Source organism: Paenibacillus sp. MDMC362 (assembly GCF_003269305.1).
Classification (GTDB): domain Bacteria; phylum Bacillota; class Bacilli; order Paenibacillales; family Paenibacillaceae; genus Paenibacillus_AQ.
On sequence record NZ_QLYT01000024.1, the window covers coordinates 226,313 to 244,774 of the forward strand.

The 18,462-nt window shown below is 49.8% G+C and carries 19 protein-coding genes; 14 read left to right on the forward strand and 5 right to left on the reverse strand.

Annotated elements, in window-relative coordinates; all coding sequences use genetic code 11:
- Positions 1-4: 4 nt before the first annotated feature.
- Positions 5-319 carry a hypothetical protein gene (locus DP091_RS13510; protein WP_113058775.1) on the forward strand — a complete coding sequence of 105 codons (315 nt, stop codon included), beginning with the start codon at positions 5-7 and terminating at the stop codon, positions 317-319.
- 95 nt (positions 320-414) lie between these two features.
- On the opposite strand, the gene DP091_RS13515 is transcribed toward DP091_RS13510, so the two are convergent.
- From DP091_RS13515 to DP091_RS13525, 3 genes are read right to left on the reverse strand one after another with little or no spacing between them, the layout of a single operon-like run.
- Positions 415-2,361 carry a CotH kinase family protein gene (locus DP091_RS13515; RefSeq protein WP_113058776.1) on the reverse strand — a complete coding sequence of 649 codons (1,947 nt, stop codon included), beginning with the start codon at positions 2,359-2,361 and terminating at the stop codon, positions 415-417.
- Between the two features lie 18 nt (positions 2,362-2,379).
- Positions 2,380-3,090 carry a DUF4956 domain-containing protein gene (locus DP091_RS13520; RefSeq protein ID WP_113058777.1) on the reverse strand — a complete coding sequence of 237 codons (711 nt, stop codon included), beginning with the start codon at positions 3,088-3,090 and terminating at the stop codon, positions 2,380-2,382.
- 3 nt (positions 3,091-3,093) lie between these two features.
- Positions 3,094-3,807, reverse strand: a complete 714-nt coding sequence (locus DP091_RS13525; protein WP_113058778.1) for a polyphosphate polymerase domain-containing protein — start codon at positions 3,805-3,807, stop codon at positions 3,094-3,096.
- Between the two features lie 261 nt (positions 3,808-4,068).
- Here DP091_RS13525 and DP091_RS13530 point away from each other — a divergent pair, with 261 nt between their 5' ends.
- The 4 genes from DP091_RS13530 (at position 4,069) to DP091_RS13545 (ending at position 7,855) form a co-directional block, all read left to right on the forward strand.
- Positions 4,069-5,415: a sensor histidine kinase gene (locus DP091_RS13530; RefSeq protein WP_113058779.1), complete on the forward strand. Its 1,347-nt coding sequence runs from the start codon at positions 4,069-4,071 to the stop codon at positions 5,413-5,415.
- Entirely contained in the window at positions 5,412-6,050 is a 639-nt protein-coding gene (locus DP091_RS13535; protein WP_113058780.1) for a response regulator transcription factor, read from the forward strand. The genes DP091_RS13530 and DP091_RS13535 overlap by 4 nt, the downstream gene beginning before the upstream one ends.
- 190 nt (positions 6,051-6,240) lie before the next feature.
- Complete coding sequence (locus tag DP091_RS13540) at positions 6,241-7,194, forward strand: DoxX-like family protein (RefSeq protein WP_113058781.1); 954 nt, start codon at positions 6,241-6,243, stop codon at positions 7,192-7,194.
- On the forward strand, positions 7,178-7,855 hold the full coding sequence (locus DP091_RS13545; protein ID WP_113058782.1) for a DUF4166 domain-containing protein: 678 nt from the start codon (positions 7,178-7,180) through the stop codon (positions 7,853-7,855). The genes DP091_RS13540 and DP091_RS13545 overlap by 17 nt, the downstream gene beginning before the upstream one ends.
- Here DP091_RS13545 and DP091_RS13550 read toward each other — a convergent pair.
- On the reverse strand, positions 7,845-9,143 hold the full coding sequence (locus tag DP091_RS13550) for an MFS transporter (protein ID WP_113058783.1): 1,299 nt from the start codon (positions 9,141-9,143) through the stop codon (positions 7,845-7,847). The genes DP091_RS13545 and DP091_RS13550 overlap by 11 nt on opposite strands.
- A gap of 157 nt (positions 9,144-9,300) precedes the next feature.
- Here DP091_RS13550 and DP091_RS13555 point away from each other — a divergent pair, with 157 nt between their 5' ends.
- The 9 genes from DP091_RS13555 to DP091_RS13590 all read left to right on the forward strand — a co-directional run bounded on the left by DP091_RS13555 (position 9,301) and on the right by DP091_RS13590 (position 17,490).
- The gene (locus tag DP091_RS13555) at positions 9,301-10,056 is read left to right on the forward strand and encodes a DUF2087 domain-containing protein (protein WP_113058784.1); all 756 of its coding nucleotides are present in this window, start codon (positions 9,301-9,303) and stop codon (positions 10,054-10,056) included.
- 27 nt (positions 10,057-10,083) lie between these two features.
- Positions 10,084-10,437, forward strand: coding sequence for a GIY-YIG nuclease family protein (locus DP091_RS13560; protein ID WP_113058785.1), 354 nt, complete (start codon positions 10,084-10,086; stop codon positions 10,435-10,437).
- A gap of 149 nt (positions 10,438-10,586) precedes the next feature.
- Positions 10,587-11,435, forward strand: a complete 849-nt coding sequence (locus tag DP091_RS13565) for a DegV family protein (protein ID WP_113058786.1) — start codon at positions 10,587-10,589, stop codon at positions 11,433-11,435.
- 117 nt (positions 11,436-11,552) lie between these two features.
- Entirely contained in the window at positions 11,553-11,714 is a 162-nt protein-coding gene (locus tag DP091_RS31335; protein WP_181469803.1) for a hypothetical protein, read from the forward strand.
- Positions 11,715-11,862: 148 nt separating this feature from the next.
- Complete coding sequence (gene nagZ, locus DP091_RS13570) at positions 11,863-13,206, forward strand: beta-N-acetylhexosaminidase (RefSeq protein WP_113058787.1); 1,344 nt, start codon at positions 11,863-11,865, stop codon at positions 13,204-13,206.
- 206 nt (positions 13,207-13,412) lie between these two features.
- Positions 13,413-14,363 (forward strand): RNA polymerase sigma factor RpoD, encoded by a 951-nt coding sequence (gene rpoD, locus DP091_RS13575; protein WP_071220275.1) that lies wholly within the window; start codon positions 13,413-13,415, stop codon positions 14,361-14,363.
- Between the two features lie 199 nt (positions 14,364-14,562).
- Positions 14,563-15,585 (forward strand): UDP-N-acetylmuramate dehydrogenase, encoded by a 1,023-nt coding sequence (locus DP091_RS13580; RefSeq protein WP_113058788.1) that lies wholly within the window; start codon positions 14,563-14,565, stop codon positions 15,583-15,585.
- A 126-nt stretch (positions 15,586-15,711) separates the two neighbouring features.
- Positions 15,712-16,641 carry a manganese-dependent inorganic pyrophosphatase gene (locus DP091_RS13585; protein WP_113058789.1) on the forward strand — a complete coding sequence of 310 codons (930 nt, stop codon included), beginning with the start codon at positions 15,712-15,714 and terminating at the stop codon, positions 16,639-16,641.
- A 333-nt stretch (positions 16,642-16,974) separates the two neighbouring features.
- Entirely contained in the window at positions 16,975-17,490 is a 516-nt protein-coding gene (locus tag DP091_RS13590) for a hypothetical protein (RefSeq protein ID WP_113058790.1), read from the forward strand.
- A gap of 227 nt (positions 17,491-17,717) precedes the next feature.
- On the opposite strand, the gene DP091_RS13595 is transcribed toward DP091_RS13590, so the two are convergent.
- Positions 17,718-18,443 (reverse strand): hypothetical protein, encoded by a 726-nt coding sequence (locus DP091_RS13595; RefSeq protein WP_113058791.1) that lies wholly within the window; start codon positions 18,441-18,443, stop codon positions 17,718-17,720.
- Between the last annotated feature and the right edge of the window lie 19 nt (positions 18,444-18,462).

Genomic DNA, 18,462 nt, shown 5'->3' on the forward strand with positions numbered 1-18,462 from the left:
CGTAATGACCAAATTGGCCTCATCCATTCTCGAAATCATACGTATGATGATCATTATGCTGATCTTTGTCATGGTTCTGGACAGTATAGAACATCAAATACTGAAGAGCTGGATACCTTGGAATGGACTATACTCGCTGTTCCTGTTCGCGGGTAATGTATTGTGGTTTCTTGTACTCTACCGGAATCGCCTGCAGTTCAGCGGCTGGTATCGTTCAGCCGAGACCCAGCACAAGCTGTCTAGAAATACGACGAGGATTGTCATGGCGCTGGGCATGTTCCTAATCGGAGCGCCCATAATGATCACGTGGTTCATTTGAAATAGGTCAATCCATTGGTCATAGGCTAAAACGTTTGGATGTAAAAGGGCAGTTCCACAGGTGTATCGACCTTTGGAACTGCCCTTGTTTGATGATTACAGTCTTTTTCGTTTATACAGCGTCACGAAGAGACAAGAGAGAAGCAGCAGCATGATTGATACGCCGGCGTACAAGGCCTCCTTGGCACTTCCTTGTTCCTCGGCAGCCCCGATTGACCCATCGCCCGGCCGGCCCATTCCCCGGCCTCCCTGCATTTGACCGCCAAACTCGCCGCCGACTCCGTTCCCCATCTCCCCCTGAGGGAAATCCGGCATCTGGCTTTGACCATTCTGGCCGGGGTCCTGAGGCATGGTTGGTTGATTGTCATCGGAAGGGAGCAAATCCGACGATTGTGTTTGATCCTCCTTACTGTCCTCTGCGGTACTTTTCTCCGCATTACTTGTCGGCTCTGTTTTATCGGCTGGAGCAGCATCAATCGCTGTTAATTCGTTGGAACTGCTCGTGCTCGATCCGACAGCCGATACGACGGACAAGGAAGGTTCATCCCCTTCAAGCACGGTGTCACGATCTCCTTCACCTTTACCGGAGGTAACGTCGGCGCTGCTTCCCGACGCTTTGCCAGAAGAATCAGGAGCAGCACTGTCGTTGTTGGCCGGCGTGTTCCCGCCAGAGATGCCTCCGGCCGGGGTATCGTCAGGGGGAGGTGATCCGGCTCCATTCGTCTCGCCGCCAGGTCGCATGCCGCGACCACCGCCGGGACCCATACCGCCTCCGCTGCCGCTTCCATCGCCAGCGGAGGGGAGCGTTCCATCCAGCTGCTGCTGGATGTTATCCATTGTTTCTTGAACGAATGAGGTGAGTGTCGGGATGGATTGCTCGTACTCCTCATAGGAATAGAAAGGTCTTGGGTCTTGTTTTACGTGCTCGGAAATTAAGTCTTGTAATTGCGCAACTCGTTCATTGAATGTTTCCTGCTGCATGTAGCCCTCGAGCATCTCCGACAGGATGGCATGATAGCGTTCCTTATATTCGTCAACCTCGAGCAGCTTGGCAATCAGGGGCCGTTCCGCCAAAGCTCCCTGGGTTGGCTCGTCAATGAGGATGCCGGAGCCTCCAAGTCCCCCGAATGCCATATTATAATCCCAAGGCAGGACAGAGAAAATACCGCTGTTCTCATATAAATAATAGTTCTGTTTGTTCGATCCCAGATAACTGTCCATATTGGAGGCAACCACGTTCAAGGCAACATACTTGAGCACATTATCGACATCCAGTACCTTCTCATAATCGGTGCCGTTATTAAGCTCATCCAGCATGTCGATCAATATATCGTCATTGGATGATTTGGATTTCATGACAAGCCCGGTGTAGGAATCGGGATCATTGCCAAGCCACGTCAGATCGCTGCCTGCCCCGGTCATCTCTGCCTTGTACAGCGCGCCGTAGGAATTATCGAAATGACGCTGCAGATAGGAGTCGCCAATCTGTTCAATCGCGAGGTAGAACCCCCATAATTCATCGTTAACATATACATTGACGTAGGAAAAGCCGGGCGTCGGCAGTCCTACGGAATCCGCCAGCTCGTAGGTCAGAAATTCCCGCATATACGAAGCGTCGCTGTAGTTGTTGTTCAGATTGATTTTGCTGATTCCATTCAAGGTCTGATTCAGGTATTCGTCAAAGGATATTTTGAAGCTGTAGCGGTCGGAGTCCGAATTGACCACGCTGCGCAGGCTCAAGTTGCCTTTGCTGCGAATGCCGACATGATCAAATTGCATGCCGTTGTAATTGACGGATGCTTCTTTATATTCTTCAGCGCTGGCGTTGTCCAGCATATCCTGAAAATCAGCTTCGTCAATCGTGATTTTTACATCAATAACCTTATCCTTCGGAAAAACCGTCGAATCCATTTGCTCCTGCTGAGCATCGCTCTCGGTGCTGCTTACCGTCCCGGCAGCCGTGGGTGTCCATTGGCAGCCTGAGATTAGTAGGATTATGGCCATCACGAGGAACAGTTGGACCGTCATTCTTTTTTTAATCATCTCTGACCACCGCCTGACTTAGGATACATAGTCGCCACTGTAACTGATCAGAACCGCGTTATGAACACCTGGCAGCTGGGACAGCTTGTTCACGAACTGGCCTTCGGCGTCGCGCAGCCTTACTTCCAGTGTCAGCTCGATGCTTCCTGGGGCCACGGTTTTTTGCTTCAGATTATAACGCTTCACGGCTTGACTCATTTGTTCTTTTACGGCCTGCTCACTCTGTTCATTATCGCAATGAATCACGAGCAGATAAGGCGTATCCACCGTTGCTTTTTTAATGAAGAAGAACAGGATCAGACCGACTACGATGGAGCCGATGGCAGCCAGTGTGTAGAAACCGGCTCCGGTTACGATCCCGGCAACAGCGGCCCAGAACAGGAAGATCAGATCGGTTGGGTCCTTGATGGGCGTACGGAAACGGACAATGGAGAGTGCGCCGACCATACCGAGCGACAGCACGAGATTGGAGTTAATGGCTATGATGACAACGGCCGTGATCATGGTCATCCCGATCAGAGATACATTAAAGCTTTTGGAATACAGCACGCCGCTGAAGACCCTTTTATAGAGCAGATAAATGAACAACCCGATCACAAAGGCAACGGCCAGCGTAATCAGAATTTTGGCGATGCTGATATCGGATACGAAGTTTTCCATCACGGATTTTTTGACGATATCCGAAAAATTGGTGGTGTTCGTGTTGCTTGAAGTCGATGCGGTGTTCATGAATTATTGATCCTCCCATGTGTTATATTTCAGAAATTTACGGCACATCACGTATTTGGAGGCCGATTGACGGCTCAGTCCTTCCAGCTGCAGCGCGATTTTGATGTAATCCGGGATGTATTCGTCATATTTGACCTCGAGTATAATCAGATTCTCATCGATCGCCCGGACGGGCAGCAGATTCCGATTGAACAAATCCGTGGAGTGCAGGCCGGTTCGAAGCTCCTTGTCAAACGTAATCCGGACATTTCCGTTGGCGCAGACATACGGCTCGCGGACGTAATCGACAATGACCTTGGGCCGCAGCAGCTTATGCTTCATCTCGTGATACAGCTCCATCATCAATGGCTTGTCCGGCTGATAGAGACATTCGTATTGACCGGCCATGATCTGATCGGCCATCTCCCTTGTGAGGGGCTCCTTCAGCTTGGCAATGTAATCCCGGAATTTGATTTTTTTCTCAAAATGAATGGTGTTGTCGGTTACGTTGTAGATACGGATGCGGTATTTCACCCGGTCCCGAACCCCAGCCAGCTTCTCGTATAAGGCTTTGTTGTTGATATCGTCAAAGTACAAGCTTCGAATGTGATATTCCCCGCCGGGGCCTGCATGCTGATCGTAGGTCACCAGATTTTTTAATCGTTGGCGGATGATTCGGTACTGGTGAATATTCACAAAAAATTTAAGCTCGTTCCGGTATTTCAATTGGGTTGCCATGATTCCACCTCGTTTCTCTCTATCATTCGTGTGCTTGATTGCTTACGAAATCTATCCTATCAATCGTTCCTGATATCTTTCTTAAATGCGGCTGAATGTAAACTGAATGTTTTCGTTATGTAAAAATCGAAGTGTCGAAGCAAGACAAAATTCATGGTTCGCTGGATCCGACTTGTTCGTGGAGGCAAGCTAAGAGGTCCCGCTGCTGTATCAATTGTGGTAGGATGAAACTATATTCGCGAAGAGAATGGACGATGCGTCATGATATATTATGTGGTAGCGCTTTGGAGCGCGGCGGCTGTGCTGCTGTTCAATCAGCCTCGGAGCGAGGTGAACCGCTGGGCGGCTTTCTTTCTGTGGAGCGCGGGAATCGGCGGCTTGACAGATTTGCTTGTGCCTGCGGGTTTTATCGCTGCGCGGTACGAGCCGTGGATTCAATTTCTCAACCATACGTTGACACCGTACGGCGTGTTAATATTTTGCATGGTGTATACCCGCAGGCCCGAGGATCATAAGCGAATGCGCGATTTCAAAATAGGCTTGTTTCTGCCGGTGCTCGCGATGTTGGCCCAGGTGCTTTTGACGGAAGCTTACCGAATTCATTATGGGTGGTTATTCGTATGGACGGTTCCCTATTATGTGGCCGCGTGTGCCTTGCTAATTCGCGCGTTGTCGCACGAGATGAACCCGCAAAAACGCAAAGGCATGTGGATCACCACCTGGATTATGGTGCCTACCTTGCTCGGCGTGATGCTGCTGATTAATGTGGGAAATCTGATCTCGCCCGGTTATGATTCGTTCCGGTACGTGTCCCTGTTCATTCTGTATTCGCTGGGCGTTGCCGTCATCTGTACCTTTGTGTACGGCGTCCTGGGTGTACGCCTGAAGTTCGAGCGCGATCCGCTGGATCGCACAATGCAAGCCGTCAGCTCGGGGACATCGATGCTGAATCATACCATTAAGAACGAGATCGGGAAGATTGCGATGAGCACGGAAAACGTAAAGCGGCTGCTGCCACAAGACAACGGCGTTGCCATCGAACAGCTTGAAGTCATAGCGAATTCATCGGAGCATCTGCTTGCCATGGTGGGGCGCATGCAGCAGCAGATGAAGGCGTTTAAGCTGATGGAACAGCCAGTCCGCGTGGATCAGCTGCTTGCTGAACTGCAGCTCCGCGAACAGGATCTGCTGCGCAGGCATGGGGTCGGATTGAACGTAATCTGCCGGCAGCGACCGTGGCTGCTCGCGGATACCGTCCATTTGAAAGAAGCGATCAGCAATCTCATTCACAACAGCGTGGAGGCGATGCCTGAGGGCGGGCTGATTACGATAACGATAACGGCGGACCGCAAAGGGGCGGCGATTACCGTTAAAGATAACGGGACCGGCATTCCAAGAGCGCAGCAGGAGCTTGTATTTGAACCTTTTTACAGTACCAAGGGCCACAAGAAAGATAACTTCGGGCTTGGTTTGTCCTATGTCTATAACGTGATGAAGAGAAGCGGTGGTTCCGTAAGTCTGGAGAGCCGCGAATCGGTCGGTACGGAGATTTCGTTATATTTTCCGCGCAGTAAAATCATTCGATTATCCGGGAGGGAAGAAGCTTGAACCGCATACAAATCTTCTTGGTAGAGGATGATCCGGATTGGGTTAAATCGATGACCGTTTTTCTGAATGCCCAGGAAGACATGATCGTTGTCGGCACGGCCGAGTCGCCCGAACAAGCGATTGCGATGGCGCAAATCCTCTCCTTTGACATCGTGCTGATGGATATTCAGCTGACTGCAGGCCGACTTGACGGGATATACACGGCCGCCGAAATTCTTGAGCGTAAACCGCAAGCCAAGGTCATCATGCTGACCTCGCTGGGTGACGAGCTGGTGATCATGCAATCCTTTACGGCTGGAGCCGTCAATTATATTGAGAAGCCGAGGTTTAAGGAGCTTCCGGCAGCGATCCGAAGCGCCGTGCTTCATCCGGGATCGATGGAGGTGCTGCTCAAGGAATTTGCCCGCCTCAAGCGCGAAGAGCAGCTTCGCGGCTTAACGCCTGCGGAGCGTGAGGTGTTTGATCTGTTGGATGAAGGGTACACCCATTCCCAGATGGAGCAGAAACTGTTCAAAACCGAGAGCACGCTCAAAAACCAGATCAATAAAATTTTGAAAAAGCTCGGGGTAAGAAGCAGCAAAGAAGCCGTGGAGAAGGTCCGCCGGAAAGGCATTGTAAAAGAGAACGACAACTAGCACCGGTGCGGATTAAGACTGGATCATATCGAAGGATCGGAAGAGGTACTACGAAACGTAGTACCTCTTCTTGATATGTTCTACAAAAGTGAGGTCTAACGGCGAGTCTCCGGCCGCTGTAAAATGACTTGTAGATAGAGAGGTGTCCGGCTTAAGAAACTAGAGGACATCCCGAGGGGAGCTAAAGCGCATGAAGAGAAATCCGATCTATGTAGAACTCGATATCCAGACGGATATGGATAAGCTGTGGACGTTGACGCAAAAGCCTGAGCTGCATCAACAGTGGGATCTGCGATTTTCCGAGATTCATTATGTACCGGAGGCTGATTCGGATATTCAGCGGTTTTTATATAAAACCCGCATTGGGTTCGGACTGGAAGTGACAGGGGCGGGAGCCACAAAAACGGCTGTACAACCGAAGACGGGGAAACGGATCTCGGTGCTGCGATTCGGCTCGGATCAGCGCAGCTCCCTCATTCGGGAGGGAAGCGGCTATTGGAAGTATGCGGACAAGGGGAGCGGGGGCATACGTTTCTCTACCCAATACGATTACAAAACGCGGTTCGGCCTGGCGGGCGCCTGGTTTGACCGTTTGTTGTTCCGGCCTTTATTCGGCCTGGCGACGGCTTGGAGCTTTGATGTGCTGCGATTGTGGGCAGAGAAGGATATTCCGCCCTCGGCAACGATCCGGAAGGCATTCATCCATGCCTTAAGCGTGATGATGCTGGTCGTTCTATGGTGTTATGAGGGGCTGGTACCGAAGCTGTTGTTCCCCGAAGCCGGGGAGCTTGATCTGTTGAGGCAGTCGGGCTTGGCTGGAGAGCAGGAGGGGTTGGTGTTAACCTTCCTCGGCATTGCCGAGATCGGCGTCGGCTTATTGACGCTGCTCTTTCACAAGAGTCGGTATTGGTACAGGCTGCAAATTATCTTGCTTGCGATCTTGATGCTTGGAGCATGGATAACGGATCCTCAGTTAATGAAAGCCCCGTTCAATCCGTTAACGCTTAGTGGAGCCATGATGGGGTTTTGCTTGATGGCTTCGCTGTCCGCTGCAGATTTACCAAGCGCCTACCGCCCGGCACGAAAACCAGTCCCCGGGGATAAATCCCGCAAAGGAGGGGAGAAACGTGACCTCGATCTATGAAAAAGCGCTCGGCTCGCAATTTCAAATGCTCCATCCCAAAATTCGGGAGCGGTTCGGATTTGACAGCAAAGATCATATCGCTTCGATTGGCGAAGGCGTCATGGAAGAGATCTGGTACGCGCCTTGGGCTGCACTGCCTCTCTATATAGGCACGATGCGGCATATTATGTTTCCGAATCGAGGGAAAGGAATCCCGTTTCGGATTGAGAACTATGCTTATCGTGACGAATGGGGAAGAGAAACGGTGACGTGGTGCCGCAGCTTTGATTTTGCGGGTACTCAGCGGCGGTTTGATGCCACGATGATCTATAGCGCACAGCGCAGCCGTATCGTGGATTATTTAGGGAATAAACAGCACCTGGCGGTCGATCTCCGGATAGCCGCGGGGGAGAGCGGCGGCATTTGCATACAATCGGGGGAGCAGAGATTTTATGAGGGGCTTTTGCAGTTTCGATTTCCCCGGTGGTTCACCGGAACAGCCGATGTAAACGAATGGTATGATGACGGGAATCAACGATACCGGATATCCGTTGAGGTGCGCAATCCGATCTTGGGGCCTGTCTTCCGGTATAAGGGAAGCTTCCAGGCCCGCACCATTGCTGTTGCCGATGGAGCCGTTCCGCTCCATGTAAAACCTCTGCGAGTTGAGGCTAGAGAGTAGCGGCGGTATCGGAAGAGGAGAGGCTGCTGCTCTTGCGCTCACGGAACATTCGGTAGTATAGAAACGAAGATACAACATAAAGCGTTCCGGTAATGCAAAATGTGATCGCATATCCCCAATAGCTGCCGTAAGTGGTGACGAGTTTGGATTGTACGGGTCCCATGGTGGCCCAGCCCAACATGAAGGCCGTTTGCGTAACCGAATTGGCGATTCCTCTTCGGTGATCCGGTACGCGGTCGATCAGAATCGAGGATTGTATCGGATTGGCGGCATTCATCAAGGCTTGGCGGAACAGGAAGCCGACCGATGCAATGAGAAGTACGTTCGTGAATCCGGTTAACAGCAGGAAGGGCAAGGATAGAACTTGAAAGAGCACCACGGCCTTAACGGCTCCCACCCGATTCACCAGCGTAGGTCCGATCAGCATCGATACAATGGTCATGACTTGTCCAAGTGATATCAGAATGCCGACGGCCGATAAAGATACCGAGAAGCGGTTGGTAAAGTACAAATTCAAATAAGGCACGACAAGCCCCGAGCCCAGGCCGATTAACAATTGGGCAAGCGCGAACTGCCCGATGACTTTGTAATCCCCCAAACCGGGGGCGTTTACTGCTCTTCCTGCCTGAGCCGGTTGATGATCAGGAAGCGGTGCATCCAGTGCCCGTATGTCTTCGGCCTTCTGATCGGCTGTGAACAAGAGCGGGATGAATGCCGCCAAGGTAGCCAGGCCGCCTATGAATAGCACGGTTTTCAAGCTGCCGATCTTGTTCATACCAACGGCCTGCAGGGCATCCGCCAAGAATCCGCCTCCCATGCTGCCGAGCACTTGAGAAGCAAGGACAAGCGAGGCGTGGATGCTGAAGATCCGCATGCGAGCCGATTTCGCCGTGTTTTCCGCTAGAAAGGGGATAGCCAGCACCTGAAAAAAGGATGCGAACAGACCGGTATATATCGCGAGACCGAGCAAGCTGAATTCGCTCTCCAGAAAAGAGCGCGCGATCAGCCCCGCACCGCTTAACAATGCCCCCAAGACGAGGATTCGCTTGCGGCTGCCGCGGTCTCCGATCAGGCCAATCGGAATGAACATTAATGCCGTTGCCAGGGATTGAATACTGACCACTGTTCCATTCATGGAGTCATTATACCCAAGACCTTGTATGTACAAATTGTAGAGCACGCTAAACATGCCGGTACCGATCTGATACAGCACGTTGGCTAGAAAAAACAGCTTGATGTTGCGCGGCCAAGAACGCATTTCTTTTGCCGACTGTTGGATGAAACTCATGATGATACCCCCTAAATTTTACAGCAGCAACCTCTATTCTAGCAGGTTCCACATAAGGGAGAAAGAAATATTATATCGAAATGAAGTGTGATTGACATGTTATAGACAAAAATATAAAATGTCTATATAAATTACTAATTGAAAAGTGGTGTTTGCATTGGATCCTAACGAGCGATTCTGGAATGCTTCTGTAGATGAGCTTAAACAAGGCTATATCGACGAAGGTCCCGTTTGGGTATGCCTCCTGTGCGGCAAGACGATCGAGAAAGGGATCATCTATCCGGACCAGGATGTATTGTATGAGTCAGAACGCTATATGACCGTTCATATCCGCCGGGAGCATGGCTCGGTGTTTCAGTATCTGTCGGGGCTCGATAAGAAGCTGACTGGATTGACCGAGCATCAGAACCGATTGCTGCAGCTTTTCTATCAAGGCATGAACGATAAAGAGGTGCAACAGGAGCTCGGCATAGGCAGTGCTTCGACGATTCGCAATCACCGGTTTGCCTTGAAGGAGAAGGAAAGACAGTCCAAGGTACTGCTGACTTTAATGGAGCTGCTGAAGGAAAAGGATGACCATGCACCGGCATTCGTGGAGATTCCCAAGCGCGCCAAGATGGTGGATGAGCGCTACAATGTCACCGAAGAAGAGCGGCAAGCGATCCTGGCCAAGGTGTTTCCTGAAGGGACCGATGGTCCGCTGAAGACCTTTAAGCTCAAAGAGAAGCAGAAGTATGTTGTGTTACGAGAAATTGCAGCTCGTTTTCAACCGGACGTCAAATATACGGAGCAAGAAATCAACGATACGATCGGGAGGGACCATCCCGATTATGTGACGATTCGCCGATATTTGATTGAATATGGTTTTTTGGATCGCAAGGACGATGGAAGCGAGTACTGGTTAACGACGTAAACGCTAAGATTAGGAGGGTTTAACGCGATGAATCGCAGACAGGAACTAAATCAAATGTATAAGGAAATCAAGATCGAAGCAGGCGTGTATCAAATTCGAAACACAAAGAACGGCAAAGTGTTTGTGGCCGGAACGAATAACCTGAAGACCATGAACGGCAAACGATTCGAGCTGCAGATGGGAACGAGCTACAATAAGACGCTCCAGCGGGAATGGATTGAGTATGGCGAGGATGCTTTTGTCTTCGAGATTCTGGAGACCCTGGAACCGAAGCAGGAACCGTTCTATGATCTGAAGGACGCGGTCAGCAAACGGGAGGCATATTGGATTGAACAGCTGGAACCTTTTGGGGAAAAGGGGTATAACGCAGAGCGAAAATAAGGTTTTTGTGTGGCGAACTGATGTGCAGCCATGAAATCACATTCCTTTCGTTTGCAATACGCAGTAAGGGTAAGATATGATGAATTTAGCGGCTTTAATCGCTTCCTTTCCTACTTCTTACTACACGAAAGCGAGACGTGAACACTATAATGAGATCCATAGCATGGGTAACCGACAGCACGAGTACGATCGATCCTGACTTCGCCAAGGAGAATCATATTTATATTGTACCTTTGAGGTTGATACTTGGACAGGAGGAGTACAGGGAAGGAATTGACATTACGGCTGAGGCCTTTTATGAAAGAATGAAAGATGAACCGAAAGTCAGCAGTTCACAGCCTCCAATCGGCGAATTCATCGAATTATATGAATCCTTGAAAGAGAAGTATGATGATATCATCGCCATTCACTGTTCTTCCGAGCTCAGCGGAACCTTGAATTCATCTATGCAGGCGGCAGAGATTGCCGAGGTACCCGTGGTTGGCATCGATTCCCAAGCGGGAGCGTTCCCGGTGCGCGAAATGATCCTGTCTGGGATTCACTGGCATAGCCAGGGGGATACCGTGCAGGTGATTAAAGAGAAAATTCAGTCCATGGTGCAAAATATGTCGTTCTACCTTATTCCGGCAAGCCTGCACCGGCTTCATAGCAGCGGCCGGGTATCCGGCACCCAGCTTCTTCTCAGCAACCTGCTCCGCATTCATCTGCTGCTCCGTTTTGATGAAGGCAAGGTCATTGTGGAAGAGAAGATCCGGACGTTCAAGAAGGCTAAGTCGCGAATGCTGGAGCTTATGAGAATGGATTTGCAGAAAATTAAAAAGGTCTGCATCATGCACGCGAACAACGTAGAAGAGGCCGAGGAGATCCAGAAGGAAATCAGCGGAGCCCATCCGGCGTTGAAAACCGAAATTATGACCTTTATTCCCGTTGCGGGCATCCATGCCGGCGAAGGCACCATTGCCATGTCGTGGATTAAATATCATCCCGCATATTCCTAGTTATAGTACAGATCCTGCCTGCAGATACTATCTGCAGGCTTTTGCTCGTAATTCGATTCGATATGATCTTTGATGGTTGTATATGTAGTAGGAGACGATTCCAAGGAAAGGACTGACGTGAATATGAAGGTGATTATCACGCAGGCTGAAGCGATGCAAAAGAATATATGGGATGATATTATGCTGATGTTCGGAAGAACGGATGAGGATGAAGTGTGGGACACAGAGCAGTTTATATTAACAGAGGAGCAAGCCCGTAAGCTCGGCCTGCTTAAATAGGCGGAGATGGGTCGCTGTTGACGCGGCTCTTTTCTACTTCTATCGAGCAGCTTCAACGGGTTTGGACTGTATGGAAATCATGTTATGATGGAAGGACTCTGTGGAACAGAGGACGAATATAGTAGTGTGAAATTGAAGGAAGGTGACAATGTTGAAGCGTGAGACAAAATGGATGTGCTTAACGATGCTGGTTGTCATCTTGCTATTGGCTGTGGCAGGTTGTCGGGGCGGAGCCGAACCGGGCAACCCCGGGGACAACGGACAAGGAGCTTCGCCGTCGGAGGAAATACAGGAGCCGCAGACTTCGTCTCCAGCTGATGAAGACGGGACACCGCCTCCATCTGGCAGCACGGACAACAAAGGCGAGGAAGGGAACCTGCCCGAGGACGGGACTGATGAGGCGGTAACGGAGCTTCTGAATAGCATGACCGTCAAGGAGAAGATCGGTCAGCTGGTGCTGGTGGGAATCGAAGGGACTACCATGGATGATACCTCGCGCAGATTGCTGAAGGATTACCATGTTGGCGGTTTTATCTTTTTCAAGGATAATATCGAGAACGCCCAGCAGTCGGTAGACCTGCTGAATGAGCTGAAAAAAGCAAATGCTGTGAATCCGGTTCCGCTCTGGCTGAGCATTGATGAGGAGGGAGGACGGGTTACCCGTTTTCCTGATGAATACGTGAAGCTGCCGTCAAGCGGTAAAATTGGGAGGAGCGATGATCTTACGCTGACCAAGCAGGTTGGCGGTCTTATCGCGCAGAAGGTGTCGGGAGTCGGAATCAATATGGTTTTTGCCCCGGTGCTTGACATTGACAGCAATCCGGACAATCCGGTTATCGGCGATCGATCGTTTGGCACAACGGCAGAAGCCGTAAGCACGCAGGGAATCGCCTCGATGAAGGGGATACAGGAGAATGGTGTCGTACCTGTAGTGAAGCATTTCCCTGGGCATGGCGATACTTCGGTCGATTCTCATCTTGGGCTGCCCGTTGTTGACCATGATCTGAAGCGCCTGCATGAATTGGAGCTGGCACCGTTTCAACAAGCGATTGATGAAGGAGCCGATGTAGTCATGGTTGCGCATCTGCTGATGAAGAGCATCGATCCGGATACGCCATCCTCCTATTCGAAACCCGTTATCAACGATTTGTTAAGGGAAGAAATGGGGTTTAAGGGTGTCGTTATAACGGATGATATGACTATGGGGGCGATTTCCGGCAGCACGGACGTAGGAGAGGCTTCCGTGAAGTCCGTCGTCGCAGGGAGCAACATGATTCTGATCGGACATGAATATGCATTGGAAGAAGCCGTCATTCAGGCATTAACCGAGGCTGCCCATAGCGGCGTGATCCCGGAGGAGATGCTGAACGACCGGGTGAGGGCAACGCTTGAACTAAAGCACAAATATCAGCTGAGCGATGAGCCCTTGAAGGCTCCCGACGTGAAATCGTTGAATCAAGAAACGAAAGCGGTACTAGATCAGCTTAAGTAAACGTAGCATATGTAGTGTACGAAGATGAAGCATATAAAAACCCGATCTCAGCCTGAGATCGGGTGAACAGAACTAGAATATATTAGAAGTTGATATAGTGTGAAAAATATGCTAGAATGAAGGATAAATAACTATTGGCTTAATGTCATAATAACCTAATGCTAGATTAGCATGAAAATATGGGATTGTCAACAGGGGGGCATAGAATGGAGAACCGTCAAAGTGCGGATTTTGCATTGGAACGAGAGGTTACGGAAACAGAGAAAGCGGCTAATTCTCCGACAGAGGATTTTTCGGTTCATGACGATCTCTCACTTCCACCAGGCATCAAGATTAGCGATCCGGTTCGCATGTACCTGAAAGAAATCGGTCGTGTTCCCCTCCTTACAGCCGATGAAGAAGTGGAACTGTCCAAACGAATAGAGGAGGGAGATGAAGAAGCGAAACGCCGTCTCGCCGAAGCGAATCTTCGTCTCGTTGTAAGTATAGCAAGACGCTATGCTGGCCGGGGAATGCAGTTCCTGGATCTGATACAGGAAGGCAATATGGGCTTGATCAAAGCGGTGGAGAAGTTCGACTACTCCAAGGGATTTAAGTTTAGTACGTATGCCACTTGGTGGATTCGTCAGGCGATTACCCGCTCGATTGCTGACCAAGCAAGAACCATCCGGATTCCGGTGCATATGGTAGAGACGATTAATAAGCTCGTACGTGTCTCCAGGCAGCTCCTTCAGGAGCTGGGACGCGAACCGACACCGGAAGAAATCGGTAAAGAGATGGATATCTCGCCAGAAAAAGTACGTGAGATCCAGAAGGTATCCCAAGAACCTGTGTCTCTGGAAACGCCGGTCGGCGAGGAAAGCGACTCCAATCTGGGTGATTTCATTGAGGATCAGGACGCATTGGCGCCGGCAGATGCCGCAGCGTTTGAGCTGCTGAAGGAACAGCTGGAGGAAGTGCTGGATACGCTCACCGAGCGTGAAGAGAATGTGCTCCGACTGCGCTTTGGACTTGAGGATGGACGGACCCGCACCCTGGAGGAAGTAGGCCAGGTATTCGGCGTTACGCGTGAACGCATTCGGCAGATCGAGGCGAAGGCGCTTCGTAAATTGCGTCATCCGAGCCGCAGCAAACGACTCAAGGATTTCCTTGAATAAATTCTGGGGGACAAATAAAGAGATGATGAATGAATCCTTGGTTACGGTCTACGGGCTGTAATCCAGGGATTTTTTGCTATTTCGCCAGGATTCCACTCCAGATTGACACCACCTAAGCAGTTGGATCATAATGATGTAACATCCCCACATTTAGTAAGGAATGTGCCTAATGTGAAGAATAGGGAGTGACATGTCTACGATGACTTTACATACATCTGCTATCGACCGATTGTGCAAGCGCAATGTGGAGCTGTCTGCTTTTTCGACGTATGGGATCGGCGGTTCAGCCAATTATCTGGCCATGCCTGAAACGGCAAATGACCTGGCGGATCTCCTGCAGGACTGCAGGAAACGCGGGATACCATGGTACATCTTTGGAATGGGCTCGAACATTCTGTTTCCGGATGAACCGAAACATGACCTGGTGTTTATATCGCTCAAAAACCTGGTGGAGCTGCGGGTGTCGGGCGATAAATGGTACGTTTCATCCGGCGCGCCGATGTCGTTATTGTCTTTGATGGGGTTAATGGGTGGGACGGATTTGCTTGATTTTACTTTTTTGCTGCCTGGCTGCGTAGGGGCCGGCATCTATATGAACGCTAAATATAATGCTCGTCAAATCTGCGATATTCTGGACACGGTCTATTATATCGATACGACGGATCCGAGCTTAAAGGTACGGTCCATTCCCGTAGCGGACTGTTTATTTGCATACAAGCAATCCATCTTCCAGCAGCATCCGTGGATCATAGTAGGGGCCGATCTTAATATTCCGGTCAGCTCGGAGGAACAGATCAGCATGACATCTGAAGTTCTCACAGAGTGGAAGACTCGCGGCAGCCATCCATCCTCATTGCCATCGTTTTTCTCATTCTTTCTGGGTGAAGTGCACGCGCTGGCAGGAAGGGGAATAGAGACGCCGCAGTCGATGCTTGACATCATCAAGTACCGGACGAGTAAACGCCATTTCGACTACCCGTCCTGCGGTTCCGTATTCAAAAATAATTATGATTATGGAGTAGCCGTCGGCTCGCTCGTGGATCAGCTGAATATGAAGGGAACCGAATATGGCGGCGCGATCATCTCTCCGCATCACGGCAACATGATTCTGAACCAGAAGCATGCGAAGGCAACCGATATCCTCTACTTGATGAATCTGATCTCGGAATCGATTAACAACCATTTTGGATTCGTTCCGGAGCCGGAAATTGTATTGGTATAAACACGGTCTAAAAATAATCTCTGTAAAGGAATTGGAATAAGTAGAATTTAACGATATAATCAGATAGGTGATCATCTGTTTATTGATATAAACGATGAAATTTATGTTGCGAGAGGGGCATTATATATGGCAAAAACATTAATTTTTGGACACAAAAATCCGGATACGGACACAATCTGCTCTGCTATTGCTTATGCTGATTTGAAGAACCAGCTCGGCCTTTCTGCCGAGCCCGTGCGTCTTGGAGACGTTAACGGTGAAACGCAATATGCGCTCGATTACTTTAAGGTCGAAGCTCCTCGTTTCGTTGAGACGGTTGCAAACGAAGCCCAAGACGTTATCCTCGTGGACCATAACGAGCGTCAGCAAAGCGCAAGCGACATTGATCAGGTTCGCGTGATTGAGGTTATCGATCATCACCGCATCGCGAATTTTGAGACAAGCCACCCATTATACTACCGTGCGGAGCCTGTCGGCTGCACAGCTACCATTCTGAACAAGATCTACAAGGAAAAAGGTATCACCGTTCGCAAAGAAATTGCTGGCCTGATGCTGTCCGCCATCATCTCGGACTCCCTGTTGTTCAAATCCCCAACCTGCACAGACGAAGATATCGCAGCAGCTCGCGAGCTGGCTGAGATCGCTGGCGTGGATGCAGACAGCTATGGGTTGGAGATGCTCAAGGCAGGCGCCGATCTGAGCGACAAAACCATCGCGCAATTGATCTCCCTGGACGCCAAGGAATTCCAAATGGGCGGAGCCAAAGTGGAAATCGCACAGGTTAACGCGGTGGATACCCATGATGTATTGTCCCGTCAAGCCGAACTCGAAGATGCGATTCAAGCGATTATTGCCGACAAAAACCTGGACCTGTTCGTCTTCGTAGTGACAGATATTCTGAACAACGATTCGATCGCTCTTGCACTCGGTAAAGAGTCCAAGGCCGTTGAGAAAGCCTACAATGTGTCCCTGTCGGAGAACAAGGCTCTTCTTAAAGGCGTGGTTTCCCGCAAATCGCAGATTGTTCCTGTCCTGACCGAAGCATTCAATCAATAATATTTGTGTGAACCTAAACAAGCCTGACCATCGACTGAGGAATCAGCGGGGAAGGCTTGTTTTTTTATTTGGGATGTTTCCCGGTTCGACATAGCGGACGATCCTTCATCGTCCCGTATTTAAGCGCTTCCGAAGATTGAAATATTGTAATGAATTTACATCAAATTGACATCCATTTTACCAAGTGGGTCCTTATAATAAAGTTATGAATGATAAAATACATATACGTTTCAAATATCCAGGAATTGGGTTACTAATATTTAATGCGTGATAAGTCGGGTAGGGTTCACGAGCTGAATCCATTTAATGGAAGGAAGAGGGAGCGATGAGAAGATGAAGAAGTCGGCTTGGAAATTGGGAGCAATGATGCTGCTGGTACTGATCATGATGACAACCGTTGGCGTAGCCTCAGGCAACAATTATGAGCCGGTTCCGAAAGCTTCGAATCAGGAAGCTGTCTATATTAACGGGCTTGAGATTAGAGACGGCAAGGTCTATCTGCAAGTAGATCCGATTGAATGGTACGAGGGCGAGGAAGCGAATCAGGTATTCCGCGAACGGGAGCAGGACCCTGAGATGACGGAAGCACCGGATGGTTATTATATCGTAAATGATACGGAAGAACAGATTGAACTTCCTGTGGCTGATGATGCCGAAGTGCTGCTTCAGTTGTACGATCATACCGGACGGTATGAGGATGCTCAGATTTCCTGGAACCAGATGGTGAGCCTGGACAAATTCACGAATATCTACGAAAAGGATGATATCGTAGACATGAAATGGTTTCCATTTCATATCACCGTCGAAGATGGCGTCGTAGTGAAGATGATCCAGCAATATGTGCCTTAAATGGATGTTAAATAGAATAAACGGACGATAAAGAGCCGCTTCATGGGTTATTCCTAACCGATGGAGCGGCTCTTGTGTTAAGAGATAAGAAAGTATAAACATCCGAGGCTTAGCATCCTTATCTCGCAACAAAAACTTCCGCTAAATGCGGTCTGTCTATTTGGGAAAGTACGTCGATAGACGTTTTTCTTATTCAATGACAAAAGGTTATGCGTTAAGCGGGTACATTACCGGCTATGTTTCATCGGTTTGAGTTTACCATTCACCACATCGCTCACGAACGGAGCAATTCTGGATTTGCGCTCCTCGTATTCTTCCTTCGTCAGTTTGCCTTCGGTCAACTTCTGATCCAGGCGCTTCGTGAGTGCCTGGACTTGTTGATCAATGACGGACTGGACGGGCACGTCTTGCTCCTTCGCGATCTGTGCCAGCGATTTTCCAGATTGGAGCGACTGTTTGAGTGCTTCCGGCGTCGTCTTCAGAAGTTTGGCCAGCTCGTCGCTATCCGAGATCAACCGGCCATGGCGCTGATGCATCCGCTGCTTCTGCCACCCGCCTTTGGCGTCAAGCAGCTTGTCCGCGGCAGCGGAGTAATCGATGGATTTGCCCAGCTGCTTCGGATGCGAGGAGATTTTATCCTTCAACAGCTCAACGATCTTGGCTTTTACGGCCTCTCTGGATACACCTTGTTCCTTGGCTATTTCCGCGAGTGTCGAGGTTTTGAGTTTATCTCGAAGAACTTGCGGTTCCAGCTTCAGAAATTCGGAGATTGCCTTGAACATATGACCGGGTTTATGTTGCCCGCGTTCGTCTTGGGAAGAAGGAACAGCCGGTGATTCTGTTTGCTGTCCGACCGGTTCCGCCGAGACCGAGACGGGAAGATAAGCGAGGCCCATGACTACAGCGATGGCGACAAGCACCAGCCGCTTCACTGACTTCAAGTGGGTTGTCATTGTTGTTTACCGCCTTTCT